At 45.1% G+C, this 16065-nt stretch carries 12 protein-coding genes; 8 read left to right on the top strand and 4 right to left on the bottom strand.

Going from position 1 to position 16065, the window contains the following annotated elements; all coding sequences use genetic code 11:
• Positions 1-11: 11 nt before the first annotated feature.
• The 3 genes from ACMXYP_RS03330 to ACMXYP_RS03320 all read left to right on the top strand — a co-directional run bounded on the left by ACMXYP_RS03330 (position 12) and on the right by ACMXYP_RS03320 (position 2739).
• The gene (locus ACMXYP_RS03330) at positions 12-476 is read left to right on the top strand and encodes a hypothetical protein (RefSeq protein WP_415883591.1); all 465 of its coding nucleotides are present in this window, start codon (positions 12-14) and stop codon (positions 474-476) included.
• A gap of 598 nt (positions 477-1074) precedes the next feature.
• Positions 1075-1977 (top strand): O-antigen ligase family protein, encoded by a 903-nt coding sequence (locus ACMXYP_RS03325; protein WP_415883590.1) that lies wholly within the window; start codon positions 1075-1077, stop codon positions 1975-1977.
• A 348-nt stretch (positions 1978-2325) separates the two neighbouring features.
• Entirely contained in the window at positions 2326-2739 is a 414-nt protein-coding gene (locus ACMXYP_RS03320; protein ID WP_415883589.1) for a 3-phosphoshikimate 1-carboxyvinyltransferase, read from the top strand.
• 100 nt (positions 2740-2839) lie between these two features.
• Here ACMXYP_RS03320 and ACMXYP_RS03315 read toward each other — a convergent pair whose 3' ends face one another.
• The 4 genes from ACMXYP_RS03315 to pdhR all read right to left on the bottom strand — a co-directional run bounded on the left by ACMXYP_RS03315 (position 2840) and on the right by pdhR (position 10139).
• Positions 2840-4177 (bottom strand): UDP-glucose dehydrogenase family protein, encoded by a 1338-nt coding sequence (locus ACMXYP_RS03315; RefSeq protein ID WP_415883588.1) that lies wholly within the window; start codon positions 4175-4177, stop codon positions 2840-2842.
• A gap of 310 nt (positions 4178-4487) precedes the next feature.
• The gene (gene aceF / locus ACMXYP_RS03310) at positions 4488-6446 is read right to left on the bottom strand and encodes a dihydrolipoyllysine-residue acetyltransferase (protein WP_415883587.1); all 1959 of its coding nucleotides are present in this window, start codon (positions 6444-6446) and stop codon (positions 4488-4490) included.
• 45 nt (positions 6447-6491) lie between these two features.
• Positions 6492-9152: a pyruvate dehydrogenase (acetyl-transferring), homodimeric type gene (gene aceE / locus ACMXYP_RS03305; protein WP_415883586.1), complete on the bottom strand. Its 2661-nt coding sequence runs from the start codon at positions 9150-9152 to the stop codon at positions 6492-6494.
• A 231-nt stretch (positions 9153-9383) separates the two neighbouring features.
• Positions 9384-10139: a pyruvate dehydrogenase complex transcriptional repressor PdhR gene (gene pdhR, locus ACMXYP_RS03300; protein ID WP_415883585.1), complete on the bottom strand. Its 756-nt coding sequence runs from the start codon at positions 10137-10139 to the stop codon at positions 9384-9386.
• A gap of 360 nt (positions 10140-10499) precedes the next feature.
• Here pdhR and ACMXYP_RS03295 point away from each other — a divergent pair, with 360 nt between their 5' ends.
• From ACMXYP_RS03295 to ACMXYP_RS03275, 5 genes are all read left to right on the top strand, one after another.
• On the top strand, positions 10500-11570 hold the full coding sequence (locus ACMXYP_RS03295; protein ID WP_415883584.1) for a TRAP transporter substrate-binding protein: 1071 nt from the start codon (positions 10500-10502) through the stop codon (positions 11568-11570).
• Positions 11571-11735: 165 nt separating this feature from the next.
• Complete coding sequence (locus tag ACMXYP_RS03290; protein ID WP_415883583.1) at positions 11736-12263, top strand: TRAP transporter small permease subunit; 528 nt, start codon at positions 11736-11738, stop codon at positions 12261-12263.
• On the top strand, positions 12263-13645 hold the full coding sequence (locus ACMXYP_RS03285; protein ID WP_415883582.1) for a TRAP transporter large permease: 1383 nt from the start codon (positions 12263-12265) through the stop codon (positions 13643-13645). The genes ACMXYP_RS03290 and ACMXYP_RS03285 overlap by 1 nt, the downstream gene beginning before the upstream one ends.
• A 94-nt stretch (positions 13646-13739) precedes the next feature.
• Positions 13740-15443 (top strand): D-lactate dehydrogenase, encoded by a 1704-nt coding sequence (gene dld, locus ACMXYP_RS03280; protein WP_415883581.1) that lies wholly within the window; start codon positions 13740-13742, stop codon positions 15441-15443.
• 128 nt (positions 15444-15571) lie between these two features.
• Positions 15572-16060 carry a universal stress protein gene (locus ACMXYP_RS03275; protein ID WP_415883580.1) on the top strand — a complete coding sequence of 163 codons (489 nt, stop codon included), beginning with the start codon at positions 15572-15574 and terminating at the stop codon, positions 16058-16060.
• The last annotated feature ends 5 nt before the right edge of the window (positions 16061-16065 follow it).

The raw sequence follows: 16065 nt of genomic DNA, 5'->3' as shown, positions 1-16065 counted from the left end.
AGGAGTGTTAGATGCGTCGCACAATTATCTCGATGGCAGTTGGTATTATGCTGCCATTCTCGGCTTCTTATGCCGATATCGCATCAGATGTAGAGGCAGGCCTTTCTCCAGCTCAGATCGTTGCTAACGCTCAAGCTGAAGGTCTTACCGTTGATCAAATCATGCAACAGATTGCTTCTGCAGATGCTGCATTAATCGATGCTATCGTAACTGCTGCTATTGATGCTGGCATGAACGCTGGTGCTGTAGTAAACGCAGCTACAGCTGCTGGTGCTGATAGAGTTGCAATGGAACAAGTTGCAATCCTAGCTGGTGCTGACCCTTCTGAAGTTGGTGAAGCTACGGCCGCAGGTGGACCTCAAGGTCAAGGTCGTGGATTAGGCATTGCGCCGGGCCAAACAGGTAACCCTGTTTCTCCTCCTCCATTTGGAAGTAATGGCGGCGGTGGTGGCGGTGGTAACCCAAGTCCAACCTAATATCTTTAAAGAAGCGTCCACTTGGACGCTTTTTTATTGCAAATAAAATCTTAAATTTTCAGCTCCAGCGCAACTTTTATAGCCCAAATTACTGCCAAAGCTGCAATGAGCAGATGCAACAAGAATGATATGATCGCTCATTCAAGTTATCGCAAAATCTAGATGTATTTGTATGGACACAAGACCTGATAATCGCCTCTTCTATAGCTATCTACTTATCCTTATCTGGGCACCGCTCCCACTGGCAAGTAACCGCCTTTGGTCCATGTCTTTGTTGATAGTATTTGTACTTTCTTTATTTGGCGTTTTTCTTGTTCAGCTCCTTAGAGAGCGCACTCAACTCTCTCGCTCACTCCAAAAGTCTTGGCCTGCTATCGCCCTTCTAACCTTTGCGGCTAGCTGGGTTTCCATACAAGCTTTAGGCTTTAATCAGTTTTCAATATCCCCTACTGACAGCCTCCATGACAGTTTATTTAGCTGGGCCCTTGTTTGTTTTTTTATTCTTTCACTTCAACTGTTAGATTCTCGCAAACGCTTACTTTATCTAGGCTACACACTTGTTGGCAGCGGCCTCTTCCAAGCGGTATATGGAAGTTTAATGACTTTAAGTGGGTACGAGTTCACCTTTTTAGTCCCTAAAGACAGCTATGAAGGCGTCTCTACAGGCACTTTCATCAACCGCAATAGCCAAGCAGGTTATTTGGTTATGTGCGTTTCTATTGGTATTGGCTTAATGATCTCTACGCTGAATGATGAGGGATCACACAATTGGCGAGAACGCGGTCGGCGCTGGTTAACCACCCTTCTTTCAAAAAAGATTATTCTCCGTATCTCTTTATTAATAATTGTTGCTGGATTAGTGATGACTCACTCCCGTATGGGTAACACCTCATTTTTTGCCAGCCTAATGGTAATGGGCGTTATTGGTTTATTGCTCAGCCGTAAAGCTACACGCGGCATGATTATTCTATTAACCAGTTTGCTGATTTTAGATGTCTTTGTCGTTGGCACTTTCTTTGGAATAGATAAAGTTGCTGAGCGGTTGCAAACCACCAGCATCGAAAAAGAGTCCCGTGACGAAGTGGCCTTAACCACTATTGAAATAGCAAAACTCCAGCCATTAACAGGTACTGGCGCTGGCACTTTTTATACGGCATTTCCTGAACATAGGACAGAATCAATAGGCAGAGGCTTTTATGTTAATACCCACAACGACTATTTAGAGTTTCTCTCTGAATTTGGGGTAATTGGCACCCTACCGTTAGCGCTATTAATGCTAGCTAGCCTTGGAGCTGGATTGTATGCGCAATACAAACGCAAAAATAAAGTACTGCGCGGTATAGCCTTTGGTTCTTCAATGTCGATATTAGCCATGATGATTCATGCAACTGTAGATTTTAATCTGCAGATGCCTGCCAATGCCCTGACCTTTATGGTGGTATTAGCTTTAGCCTGGATTGCTGTGTATCAGAAGTCCGGAAGGAAGAGAAAAAGCGACTAGGTTCTTTCGAGGCTGACACCCAAGGGCATATAAAAAGCCTCTCCTACAGGGTGATCTAGGTAAGAGCTCTGTAAGAGGCGCATTTGCTATGCCCCTTGGGAACTTGTAGCGAAGCTTTATCGAGGCAGGATGCCTCTCCTACAAGGTAAGTTCGAAACATGCCCTCCGTAGGAGTCGCATTTTCTATGCTTTTTGGGAACTTATGGCGAGATTATCGAGGCTAGCACCCAAGGGCATATAAAAAGCCTCTCCCACAAGGAAACTTAAGGCAGGCATCTAGAAGCATTGCAAACACCGCCCTACAAACAAAATCACTTTGATTGCAATTTTTAAATTTTGGTAAATAAGATGGATACCCTAAAAGAAAGGACTCAATCCTCAGATTGGTTTGAAGATGGCCTGATGAAGCGCTTACCTGAAGATCTTCAGGAGAGCTTTTCACAAAAGCAGATCGATGCTTTAAAAGTTGCTTTTGGTGCGCGCAAATGGGGAAAGCACCCTGTGGATATTCGAGGCACCATAAATATTTGGACTTGGCGTTACTATTTTGTGTTCTTAATGGGCCGAAACCAACGTAGCCTAAGCCGTAGAGAGCGTCAGATTTCATTAATAATGAAAACCTTCTTTACTCTGCTGTTCCTGCTATTTTCTACATTGCTGGGGCTATTAGTGATCTATTTGGTCAAGTCAGCCGCTGGTATCGATCTATTCCCAGGTTTTTCACTAGGTATTTGGGGATGGTTTAAAGGAACATTTTTGTAGTACAGCGAGCTTGGCGCAACTAACATACTAGGGGGATAAGACATCCCCCCTTTAACCAAGAAATCTAGACAGGTAGTAAAATATTACCCATCAGCGCTTATTACTTTTGGACACTGCGGCCACGGCCAATACCGTAATATTCTAATCCATGACGCTCAACCAGTTCAGGCTCGTACATATTACGACCATCAATGATGACAGGGTTGTTCAACGAGTCTTTTATTAGGTCAAAATCTGGCGACCAGAATGCACGCCATTCTGTACAGATAACCAATAGATCAGCCCCTTGCAAAGCACTCTCTTTAGTTCCGACTAACTCAAGATCTGCACGATGACCATAGATTCGCTGTGCTTCCTCCATTGCTTCTGGATCGTAGGCTCTAACTTTAGCACCTTGATCCCACAACGCCTCCATCAAAACTCTACTGGTAGCTTCGCGCATATCATCAGTTTTTGGCTTAAATGAAAGCCCCCAAACCGCAATAGTTTTACCCTGTAAATCTCCATCAAAATAGTTACTCACATGCTTAAACAAAAGCGATTTCTGACGATAGTTCACTGCCTCAACAGATTTTAGAAGCTGCGCATCATATTCAATACTGTCTGCTGTTCTAACGAGCGCTTGCACGTCTTTTGGGAAACATGAACCACCATATCCACAGCCTGCATAAATAAAGTGGTAACCGATACGCTCATCTGAACCAATACCCCGGCGAACATTTTCAATATCAGCCCCCAGACGCTCAGCTAGATTGGAAATCTCATTCATAAAACTGATTTTAGTAGCTAGCATGCAATTGGCAGCGTACTTGGTTAGCTCTGCACTACGCACATCCATAAAGATCATACGATCATGGTTACGGTTAAATGCGGAATAAAGCTCGCGCATCTCTGTCTCTACATGATCGCTCTCTGTACCTATGACGATCCTGTCAGGCCGCATACAGTCATTTACTGCCGCACCCTCTTTTAGAAATTCAGGGTTCGAAGCAACATGATATTCTAATTCTTTACTTCGCGATGCCAGTACCGATGCAACTTTGGCAGAGACTTTGTCTGCAGTACCTACAGGCACTGTAGACTTATCCACAATAATCTTTGGCGATTCCATGTGGGTAGCAATTGTTTCTGCAACTGCTAGTACATATTTTAGATCCGCTGATCCATCTTCATCTGGTGGCGTTCCCACAGCAATAAATTGAATTTCTGCATGAGCCACACCTTCGACTGCATCCGTAGTGAAATGCAGACGTCCAGCTTCAAAGTTACTTTGAACAATCGGCGTTAGACCGGGCTCATAAATAGGGATAATGCCTTTTTTTAAATCATCTACCTTCTTCTGATCGACATCGACACAGACTACTTCGTGCCCTACATCGGCCAGAACTGCAGCCTGAACCAAACCTACATATCCAATACCAAAAACAGTAACTTTCATTCAAATTCCCTTCGAACACAGCCTAAATCTTTAGAACCTTAGCCATGACGATTTATACAAATTATCGATTGTTTTGCATTATACCTACGAAAAATTAAAAAGTTATTTCTATTACGCAGAATAGAAATGACATTAAGGGTATATAGATCGGGCTCAATAAGTGAGGCGTTTAAACGCTGAAATCTGGATAAATAGGATAAGTGGGGACATAAAAAACGGCGACCTCCTGCACAGAGTCGCCGTTTGTTTTTTTCACTCTAAAAAGTCGCCTCCGAAGAGGCGCGAGCCAAGAGAGTGGAAAACTTGCTTATTAGAGTACTAGGCGGCGGATGTCGCTTAGTAAGCCATTTAGGTAGGTTAGGAACTTACCTGCATCACCACCGTTGATAGCGCGGTGATCGTAAGATAGACACAGAGGCAACATCTTACGTGGTTCGAACTCTTTGCCATTCCAGCGCGGTTCAATATCAGCTTTAGACACACCCAAAATCGCCACTTCTGGCGCATTAACGATTGGCGTAAAGCCAGTACCACCAATGCCACCTAGGCTAGAGATTGTGAAGCATGCACCCTGCATTTCATCAGGTTTAAGCTTACGGTCTTTAGCTTTACCAGCTAACTCGATCGCTTCCTTAGAAAGCTCGTAGATACTCTTCTTGTCTGCATCCTTAATTACAGGAACCATCAGACCGTTAGGCGTATCTACAGCCATGCCGATGTTTACATACTTTTTGTAAACAATGTGCTCGCCATCAGCGTGCAGAGAAGCATTGAACTTCGGATGCTCTTTCAATGCGATAGCAATGGCTTTTAGCATAAACGGCAGCGGTGTTAGCTTAACGCCAGACTTCGCAGCTTCGTCTTTCATCTCTTTACGGAACGCTTCCAGATCAGTGATATCAGCCTTATCGAACTGAGTCACATGCGGAATGTTCAACCAGCAGCGGCTCATGTTGTCGCGTGTAACTTTAGCGATTTTGCTAAGTTTCTCGACTTCCACTTCACCAAACTTGCTGAAATCCACCTCAGGGATAGCCGGGATACCTGAACCACCTGTTACTGCACCACCTTTTGGCGCCTCAGTCAGCTGTTTCAGAGCACCTTTAACATATGCCTGAACATCTTCTTTTACGATACGACCACGACGGCCTGTACCAGCTACAAGAGACAGATCAACACCGAATTCACGGGCAACGGCACGAACAGCAGGGCCAGCATGAACTGTTTTGTTTTTCTTCTCTAACGCTGCAAGATCAACCTTACCCGCAGCAGGCGCTGGCTTAGCAGGAGCTGGAGCAGTGGATTTTTCGGCGCTGGAAGCACCTCCCACAGGAGCGTTTACCGCTGGAGCAGGTGCGGCGCCGCCTGAAACCTCAAGTTCTAGCAGCAGATCACCTTCGTTTACCGTATCGCCTTCGTTGATCTTCATGGAAACAACCGTACCTGCTTTAGGTGCTGGCACTTCCATAGATGCTTTATCGGTTTCTAGTACGATTAGGCTATCGCCTTCTTCAACGCTGTCGCCGTCTTTTACCAATACTTCAACAACATCTACATCGCTCGCACCCGATAGATCAGGGATAAGCACGTTCTCTTTACCACCTGCAACAGGTGCTGGCGCAGGCGCAGCTTCCTGAGTTGGAGCTGGAGCAGATTCTTCGGCCAGAGGCTGGCCTCCTACAGGAGAAGCAGCAGAACCACCTACTTGCAGCTCCATCAGAAGATCACCTTCGTTAACTTGATCATCAACGTTGATCTTCATAGAAACCACAACACCATCTTTAGGTGCTGGCACTTCCATAGATGCTTTATCTGTTTCCAGTACGATCAGGCTATCGCCTTCAGATACTGTGTCACCGTCTTTTACTAGTACTTCAACAACATCTACATCAGTTGCACCAGACAGATCAGGGATCAGTACATTTTCAACGGCAGAAGCGGCTGCAGGCGCAGCAGCTGGAGCCGGTGCAGCTTCTGGTGCAGCAACCGGCGCAGGTGCCTCTTCTGCGGCAGGAGCTTCAGATGCAGCAGCACCTGTATCAAGCTCAAGCAAAAGATCACCTTCGTTTACTTGGTCATCAACATTGACCTTCATGGATACAACCACACCGCTATGAGTCGCTGGCACTTCCATGGATGCTTTATCTGTTTCCAGAACAATCAGGCTATCGCCTTCGCTGATGGTGTCGCCGTCATTTACCAGCACTTCAACAACATCAACATCTGTGGAACCTGATAGGTCTGGCACAGTAATTGTGATAATACTCACTTTGAATTCCTCCAGTTCTAAGCTGTTAAGAAGCTCATCGCAGACTTAAACAGTCCACGGTGCCGGTTTAGCCGGGTTGATGTTGAACTTCTGCATGGCTTTAGCGACAACTTCGCCTTCAACCTTGCCTTCTTCCTGGAGTGCTCTTAGCGCAGCCAGAACAACGTAGTAACGGTTAACTTCAAAGAATTCACGCAACTTAGTACGTGTATCAGAGCGGCCGTAGCCATCTGTACCTAGCACCTTAAAGTTACGAGGAATGTATTCGCGTAGCTGATCAGCATAAGAGCGCATGTAGTCAGTCGATGCGATAACTGGGCCTTCACCACGGCTTTCGATGCACTGAGTTACGTAAGCTTTCTTCTGCTCAGCTTCTGGGTTCAGCATGTTCTCACGAGCTACTGACATCGCATCACGTCGCAGTTCGTTGATCGATGTTGTGCTCCAGATATCAGACTCAACACCAAACTCTTCGCTTAGAATTTCAGCCGCAGCTTCAACTTCACGAAGGATCGTGCCACAGCCCATTAGCTGAACTTTCTTATCGGAACCCTTACCCTCTTTCAGCAAGTACATACCTTTGATGATGCCGTCTTCAGCACCTTGTGGCATTGCTGGGTGGTGGTAGTTTTCGTTCATTGTCGTGATGTAGTAGAAGCAGTTCTCCTGATCCTGATACATGCGACGTAGACCGTCCTGAACAATCACAGCTAGCTCGTAGCCATAGGTTGGATCGTAGGACTTACAGTTCGGAATCATCTGAGCCATCAGATGGCTGTGACCATCCTGGTGCTGCAGACCTTCACCGTTTAGCGTTGTACGACCAGAGGTAGCACCGATCAGGAAGCCACGAGCCTGCATATCACCTGCAGCCCACGCCAAATCCATCACACGCTGGAAACCGAACATAGAGTAGTAAATGTAAAACGGAACCATTGTGCAGTTGTTGTTTGCATAGGATGTAGCCGCAGCCATCCATGCAGACATCGCACCCGCTTCGTTGATACCTTCTTCTAGAATCTGACCTGTTTTAGATTCTTTGTAGAACATGATCTGGTCAGAATCGTGTGGTACATAGCGCTGACCTTCAGAAGTGTAGATACCCAACTGACGGAACATACCTTCCATACCGAACGTACGTGCTTCATCAGGTACGATTGGCACAACACGCTCACCCATGTTTTTGTTTTTAACCAGCGTGCTCATCACACGGTTAAGAACCATTTGAGTAGAGGCTGCGCGCTTACCACTGTCTTTCAACTGACCATCAAAATCAGACAATGGCGGCGTTTCTAGTTTTTCGAACTCTGTACGACGCACTGGGTAGAAACCACCCAAGCTTTCACGACGCTCGAACATATACTTCATTTCTGGTGAATCAGGTGCTGGACGGTAGTAAGGCACTTCCTTCAACTGATCATCAGATAGTGGAATATTAAAGCGATCACGGAAATCTTTAAGATCGTCCATCGCTACTTTCTTCATCGAGTGCGTGTCGTTTTTCGCTTCGCCCGATTTACCCGTACCGTAACCTTTGACAGTCTGCGCAAGGATTACAGTTGGCTGACCTTTGTGATTTACCGCTTCGTTGTATGCTGCAAATACTTTGTATGGGTCATGACCACCACGGTTCAGATTCATGATGTCATCATCAGATAGATCTGAAACCATCTCTAGTAGTTCTGGGTACTTACCGAAGAAGTGCTCACGAGTGTACGCACCACCATTAGCCTTGTAGTTTTGCAACTCACCGTCACAAACTTCGTCAAAGCGTTTTTGAAGAAGACCTTTAGTGTCTTTTTCGAACAGGGCGTCCCAATGACGACCCCATAGACATTTGATAACGTTCCAACCAGCGCCGCGGAAGATACCTTCTAGCTCTTGAACAATCTTGCCGTTACCACGGACAGGACCATCAAGACGCTGTAGGTTACAGTTAACTACGAAGATCAGGTTTTCAAGCTGCTCACGACCCGCAAGAGAGATAGCACCTAGAGATTCTGGCTCATCACACTCACCGTCACCTAGGAAAGCCCATACCTTACGATCACCACGATTAATCAATTCACGCGCAGAAAGATAACGCATAACGTGTGCTTGGTAGATCGCCTGAATTGGACCAAGACCCATAGATACGGTTGGGAACTGCCAGAAGTCAGGCATCAACCAAGGGTGTGGATAAGATGAAAGACCGTTACCATCAACTTCACGGCGGTAGTTATCCATCTGCTCTTCAGTTAAACGACCCTCTAGGTATGCACGAGAGTAGATACCTGGAGAGATATGGCCTTGGAAGAAGACCATGTCAGATTCCTGACCGCCTTCATTACCACGGAAGAAGTAGTTAAAACCGATATCGTATAGCGTTGCAGAAGAGGAGAAAGATGAAATGTGGCCACCTAGGCCATCTTCGTTGTCGTTAGCACGCATAACCATTGCCATTGCGTTCCAACGAATGAAAGAACGAATACGGCGCTCCATAAACAGGTCGCCCGGCATACGTGATTCATCTTTAACAGAAATAGTATTGCGATAAGGTGTAGTCAGTGCCGTACCTGAGCTTACGCCCATATCATTGGCTTTTTCACCTAACTTACGCAGTATGTATTTGGCACGATCGTCGCCATCATTCTTTGCAACTGATTCCAGCGCATCCAACCACTCTTGGGTTTCAATTGGATCAACGTCATCAATAATGTCTTGCACTTTGACCTCTCCACTCTAAAAAGTTAACGCAGCATGTATTTTTTGTAATCTGATCTTTGTTAACCAAACCAACTTGTTACATTAAAAGTAGCAGCTGAATGACTAAACAGACCTTATAATATTAGTTTTGTAGTAATACTACATTTAAATTAGTACTTATGTCTACATTTATACTCAAAACGTATCAAAAAACTAAAACAGCCACTTATTTGTGTAGTTTATATACAAGAATTAAATATTAGCTCGGCGCAGAGCACGCTCTAAGCGTGTATTTTCACGCTCACCTTCCAACAACGCCTCTTCGACATAAGCCAGATGGTGATGAGCTGCCTGACGCGCCTTTTCAGGATCACCTTCTAAAATCGCATCCATCAGCACTTTATGCTGATCATGGATCTTTTCGCGGTAATCAGAGTTCGGGTAGATGTTTTTAAGGTTGTCCCAGATATGTTCGCGCAGCAGATTAAACAACGCTCGCATCATATGCAGAAGAACCATGTTGTGAGTTGAGGCAGCGATTGCCAAGTGGAAGTCCACATCAGCATATACCTCTTTCTGAATGTCTTTCGTATCATGATAGCGCTGAAGATCGTCGTAACACTTCAAGATCGCCTCTTTATCAGCAGGCGTACTTCGCAGGGCCGCATAATAAGCTGCAACACCTTCTAAAGCATGACGAAACTCTAGCAGATCATATTGAGCCTCAGGGTGGGTTCGAAATAACTCAAGCAGTGGATCAGAGAAGGAACCACCCAAATCTTCAGAGACATAAGTACCACCGCCCTGGCGACTGATTAGCAAACCCTTAGCCGCCAATTTTTGCACTGCTTCTCTAAGCGAAGGCCTAGATACTTCAAACTGCTTTGCAAGTTCGCGCTCAGGTGGTAATTTTTGTCCTGGCTTTAACGTCCCTTCCAAAATCATGGCTTCCATCTGTTCCATGATTACGTCAGAAATCTTTGGCTGCTTAACCCGGTTGTAACTCATCTTTCACACTCAAATTATATTGGTAAGACCAATATCAATAGTAATTTATTCTACATTAGCAACACAATAGCCTAAGCGGAATAATTTTATTTACCACATTTATCCTATTCACAGAGCCTATATAAATGCTGACTATGAAATAGATTTCACCAATGTTATAAATCTGGACTATAGTCATTTAACAGCAAAAAAACATTGACAGACCTTGCTCAAAAAAAATACAGTAGCGTATCTCTTATGGTAAATTGGTATTACCAATTGAGATTACTGCAGCGCAGCAGAGGTCTTATCATCCCAATACCCTCTCCTCCTGCATCTCAATACTAAATATAAAAAAATGAATCTCTTAGAGGATGTGACATGAAAAAGTTCGCCAAGTCTCTGATCTCTGCAGCTGTGGTTACTGCTGCTATTGCAGGTACGACAGCTCCAGCTCAAGCTTCTGACAAACTACTTCTAAAAACTCCAATTGCTTTCGGTTCTCACCTACCAGCGCTAGGCACTCCAATTGTTTGGGTTGCTGATCAGCTTAAGCTTGTAAGTGACGGCAAAATGAAAATGAAAATTTATGAGCCAGGCAAGTTGGTTAGCCCTAAAGAGATTCTGGACGCAGTTTCTACTGGTAAAGTTAACTCTGGTTACTCTACTGCTGGTTACTGGCAGGGTAAAATGCCTGCAGCTGCACTTTTCTCTGCAGTTCCATTTGGCCCAGAAGCTGGCGAATACATGGCTTGGTTGTACTACGGTAACGGTATGAACCTTTACCAAGAGATGTACGACACAGCAGGCTACAACGTTAAAGTTCTTCCTTGTGCGATTATCTCTCCAGAAACATCTGGTTGGTTCTCTAAGCCAATCGAAAAACCAGAAGACCTAAAAGGTCTTAACATGCGTTTCTTCGGTCTAGGTGCTGATGTAATGGAAAAACTGGGCGTAGGCACAGTACAACTTCCAGGCGGCGAAATCTTCGGTGCACTTGAGAAAGGTGCAATCGATGCATCTGAGTTCTCTCAGCCTGCAATTGACCAGCGTCTAGGCTTCCACAAGATCGTTAAGTACAACTACTTCCCAGGCTGGCACCAGCAGGCGACAGTATTCGAACTACTGATCAACAAAGACACTTGGGGCAAGATGAGCAAAGGTCAGAAGGCACTTGTTGAAACAACATGTAAAGCGTCTATGACTAACGCGATTGCTGAAGGTGAAGCGATGCAGTTCCCTGTAATGCAGAAAGCAGCTGACAACGGCGTTCAGATCCGTTACTGGAACGACACAATGCTAAGCACTTTCAAATCTACTTGGGATGAAGTAGTTGCAGAGAAAACTGCTGCTGATCCATTCTTCAAGAAAGTATGGGATGACATGAGCACGTTCCGTAAAGGTTACGACCTTTGGGAAGCTAACGCATTCCTACCACGCGCAACTAAGTAAGACGACTCTCTTCGGAAGGTGCCCAGCCCTCCGAAGAATTTCAGGGCAGCTTCGGCTGCCCTGTTTGCCTGTACATACAGGTAATCTATAAAAATAAATAATTAGATTTTTGAGTGAGCACTACTCGGCAAAGAATCTAATAAGAAGTAGCGAAGGTAAGTTTCAGTGACTGAAAATGAAAAGCTGACCCCAGTGCCCCTCGCAGATGCGATAGATAATTTTATTAAACGCATCGGTCTCACTATCGCTTGGACCTATGTAGTTCTTGTATTAGTGATTATGCTGCAGGTCATTTTGCGCAAAGGATTTGCTAGCGGCTTAATCGCCCTAGAAGAACTGCAATGGCACCTATATTCCATTGGCGTAATGTTTGGTCTTTCTTATGCCCAAACCACAAATTCACATATCCGCGTAGACCTGTTCTATTCACGCCTAAGGGCGAACACTAAGCGCTGGATCGAAGTTATTAGCATCCCAACGATGGTTCTTCCATTTGTTGCAATCATCTTTATGCAAAGTATCGATTTCGTTGCTGAATCCTATCGAGTAAACGAAGGCTCAGAAGCCGCTTCCGGCCTACCGTATCGCTGGATCATAAAAGGTGTTATTCCGGTAAGTTTTGGCTTACTAGCATTAGCACTTATCTCTCGTTTTATTCGTGATTTGACTCTAATTATTAAAGGTGATGACTGATGGATGCGAATGAAGTTCTCGTAATCGCGATGTTCCTGTCGTTCATCGCGCTTCTATTTACAGGTATACCTGTCGCTTGGGTATTAGGCGGCATCGGTATCATTTTTGCCTTTTTAGGGCAATTTACAGACACATACATGGATACCATGACAGGTCTGGACTACACCACACTTGGGCTTGTAGTTAACCGTCTATGGACCATCATGGAAAACTGGATTCTGGTAGCCCTCCCCATGTTCATATTTATGGGGATCATGCTTGATAAATCTGGCGTTGCTGAACGCTTGATGAAATCAATGCAGGAGCTATTTGGTCGTGTTCACGGCGGTCTTGCGATTACAGTAACAGCGATTGGTATCATCCTAGCTGCATCCACCGGCATCATCGGTGCATCCGTTGTACTACTGGCGGTTATGTCACTACCAGCGATGACTAAGCAAGGCTATAACATGCCACTTGCGCTAGGTACGATCGCTTCTGCAGGCACGCTAGGCATCCTAATCCCACCAAGCATCATGCTGGTTATCATGGCCGATCAATTAGGTCTGTCAGTTGGTGACCTCTTTATGGGCGCTGTATTCCCAGGCCTTATGCTTGGCGCGTTTTACATTATCTACATTCTTGCTCGTGGCTTTATTAATCCAAGCCACATGCCGATCCCGGATGATGCTAAACCTGTTGATCTAAAGATTTTCTTTAATGTCCTAAAAGATGTTCTTCCGACACTACTTCTTATCATTGTAGTGCTAGGCTCTATCTTTGCGGGTATTGCAACGCCGACCGAAGCCGCTGGTGTAGGTGCATTTGGTGCAACGCTTCTAGCAATGTACAACAAGAAGTTCAGCTTCAAAGTACTACATGAAGTTGTTGGCGGGACAATGAACACAACTGCCTACATCTTCGCGATCTTCATTGGTGCAACATGTTTCGCTCTTGTTCTTCGTGAACTAGGTGGCGATGAGATGATCGAAGAGTTTCTAACAGGCCTTCCATTTGGCCCTTATGGGATCATCTTCTTCATCCTAGCGGTTATTTTCCTACTAGGTTTCTTCCTAGATTGGATCGAGATCACGCTAATCATCTTGCCACTATTGGCACCTGTAATTTCGGCTCTCGGCTTAGATATTACGGCTCCGGGTATCGATAACCCAGAGTTGGTTTGGTTCGTCATGCTCGTCGCCATGGCCTTGCAGACCTCGTTCTTAACGCCCCCCGTCGGGTTTGCCCTTTTCTATCTTAAAGGGGTATGCCCACCAAACGTTAAGATCACTGATATTTATAAAGGTGTAATTCCTTTCATTATTCTTCAGTTAGCAGCGCTACTGGTACTAGTGTTCTGGCCTCAGATCGTTCTTTGGCTACCAACTATCGCCTACAGTTAAGATAACTGAATAGCACTGGGTATCTAAGATGCCCAGTGCACACATATATAATAATTAGGCCTTAAGGCCATTTAGAGCTAGTAGAGTACTTCATATGTCCAGCCACGATCTTCTCGATCAGTTAAGGTCTATCCTTGGCGAGAACAATATTCTTACTGGGGAAAACCAGACCGAACACTATCGCACAGGTTTCCGCTCCGGCGAGGGTTCTGCCCTTGCAGTAGTATTTCCAACCACACTGTTAGAACAGTGGAAGGTTCTAGATACCTGCATTAAAGCCGATACGATTGTGATTATGCAGGCCGCTAACACAGGTCTGACAGAAGGCTCCACTCCAAGTGGTGACGACTATGATCGTGAGATTATCGTCATCAACACCACGCGCATGAACAAAATCTACCTGATTGATGAAGGCAAGCAGATCATCAGCTTCCCTGGGGCGACACTATTCACCCTTGAGAAGATGCTAAAGCCTATTAATCGTGCACCCCATTCTGTCATTGGCTCTTCCTGTATCGGCGCTTCAATTGTTGGCGGTATTGCAAACAACTCCGGCGGTGCCTTGGTTCAACGTGGGCCAGCTTATACTGAGCTCTCTCTGTTTGCTCAGCTTAACGATAATGGCGAATTGGAATTGGTGAATCACCTTGGTATTGACCTAGGCGAAACACCCGAAGAGATCCTTACAAATCTAGAACAGAAAAACTTTACCGACGCTGATGTTAAAGCCAGCACTCAAAAAGCATCGGCAAACGATTACCCTGAAATTGTTCGCGATGTAGATGCAGATTCACCTGCACGCTACAACGCTGATACTAGCCGCTTATATGAATCCAGCGGTTGCGCAGGCAAGGTAGGTGTATTCGCTGTGCGCTTAGATACCTTCCCTGTCGCACAAAAAGAACAGGTTTATTACATTGGTACCAATGATGCCAATGAACTTACAGAGATTCGTCGCCATATTCTGCAACACTTCGATAATCTACCTGAAGTTGCAGAATACATGCATAAAGATATCTACGACATTGCTGAAAAATACGGCAAAGATACTTTTATGATGATTAACTACTTTGGCACCGACCCGCTTCCAAAGCTTTTCGCTATGAAAGGTCGTATCTCTGCTGCACTGAATAAGATCAGCTTCTTGCCGAAGGATATTCCAGATCGCGTTATGCAGGTTATGAGCCGATGCTGGCCAAATATTCTGCCAAAACGTATGCGCGATTTCCGCGAGAAGTATGATCACTACCTCGTGCTAAAAATGAGCGACGGTGGTATCCCTGAAGCAGATAAGTTTCTAAAAGAGTTCTTCAGTAACAGTCAGTCTGGCGATTATTTCGAATGCGATGCAGATGAAGCCAAAAAAGCTTATCTACACCGTTTTGCCGCTGCAGGTGCCGCTATTCGTTATCAGATCATCCACCAGAATGAGGTCGAAGATATTCTGGCACTCGACATTGCACTTCGTCGAAATGATCCGGATTGGGTAGAAAAACTACCGGAAGAGATCAGCAAGCATATTGTTCACTCACTCTACTACGGTCATTTCATGTGTCACGTTTTCCATCAGGATTACATTCTGAAGAAAGGCGCTGATGGTAAAGCGGTGAAGAAGATGATGTTAGAGCTTCTTGCACAGAAAGGTGCGAAATACCCTGCTGAGCATAACGTAGGCCACCTATATGAAGCTGAAGAAGGGCTACAGAACTTCTACTTCTCGTTAGACCCGACAAACACGTTTAACCCAGGGATTGGTAAAACACCAAAGTCGCGCTGTGGCTGCGGTACGCCGCATTAAATATAACTAAAAATTTATATATTGAGCTAGGTCTATAGATTGTCGAGTAAATCTGAGCACCGACTTACGAAGTGCTAAACTGACCAAATTCAATACTTTAGTCTAAGACTGTTTTTGAGGAAATGATCATGGCACTTCCAGATATCAAAACTATTCTTTACGCAACATCTTTGGGCAAACACACTCGACCTGTATTCCGCCAAGCGGTTAACCAGGCAGTTCTAAATGATGCCAAGATCGTAATGCTGCACGTTGTAGAGCCGATGGGTGAGATGGGACATGCACTGATCCAAAACTATGTATCTGAAGATCTTATCAAGCAGATGCATGACGAAGGTATCAAAGAGATTCACAACACCATGCAGGAACGTGTTGAAAAATTCTGTGAAGACGAACTGCAAAGTTTAGAAAAGCCTGTAGTGCTTAACATTGAGCACAAGGTTGCTGAAGGCAATCAAACCGATTCTATTCTTGGTGCTGCGCAAGCTGAAAATGCTGATATGATCGTTATGGGCGCGGAAAACCGATTTGGTCACCATAGCCATACAAGCCAGCAAGTGATGCGTAATTCCAAGATTCCTGTACTGATTGTTCAAACAGGAAAAGAGTACGATTAAACGCT

The sequence above is a fragment of the Neptuniibacter sp. QD34_54 genome (assembly GCF_047778055.1).
In the GTDB taxonomy this organism is placed as follows: domain Bacteria; phylum Pseudomonadota; class Gammaproteobacteria; order Pseudomonadales; family Balneatricaceae; genus Neptuniibacter.
The sequence above is the reverse complement of the archived record's forward strand: the minus strand, read 5'-3'. Positions and strand labels throughout refer to the sequence as shown.

Excerpts from the sequence above, each read along its gene's own strand:
- ACMXYP_RS03315 (WP_415883588.1), bottom strand. The coding sequence starts at position 4,177 with ATGAAAGTTACTGTTTTTGGTATTGGATATGTAGGTTTGGTTCAGGCT.
- ACMXYP_RS03295 (WP_415883584.1), top strand. The coding sequence starts at position 10,500 with ATGAAAAAGTTCGCCAAGTCTCTGATCTCTGCAGCTGTGGTTACTGCT.
- pdhR (WP_415883585.1), bottom strand. The coding sequence starts at position 10,139 with ATGAGTTACAACCGGGTTAAGCAGCCAAAGATTTCTGACGTAATCATG.
- ACMXYP_RS03275 (WP_415883580.1), top strand. The coding sequence starts at position 15,572 with ATGGCACTTCCAGATATCAAAACTATTCTTTACGCAACATCTTTGGGC.
- ACMXYP_RS03325 (WP_415883590.1), top strand. The coding sequence starts at position 1,075 with ATGACTTTAAGTGGGTACGAGTTCACCTTTTTAGTCCCTAAAGACAGC.
- dld (WP_415883581.1), top strand. The coding sequence starts at position 13,740 with ATGTCCAGCCACGATCTTCTCGATCAGTTAAGGTCTATCCTTGGCGAG.
- ACMXYP_RS03330 (WP_415883591.1), top strand. The coding sequence starts at position 12 with ATGCGTCGCACAATTATCTCGATGGCAGTTGGTATTATGCTGCCATTC.
- ACMXYP_RS03320 (WP_415883589.1), top strand. The coding sequence starts at position 2,326 with ATGGATACCCTAAAAGAAAGGACTCAATCCTCAGATTGGTTTGAAGAT.
- ACMXYP_RS03285 (WP_415883582.1), top strand. The coding sequence starts at position 12,263 with ATGGATGCGAATGAAGTTCTCGTAATCGCGATGTTCCTGTCGTTCATC.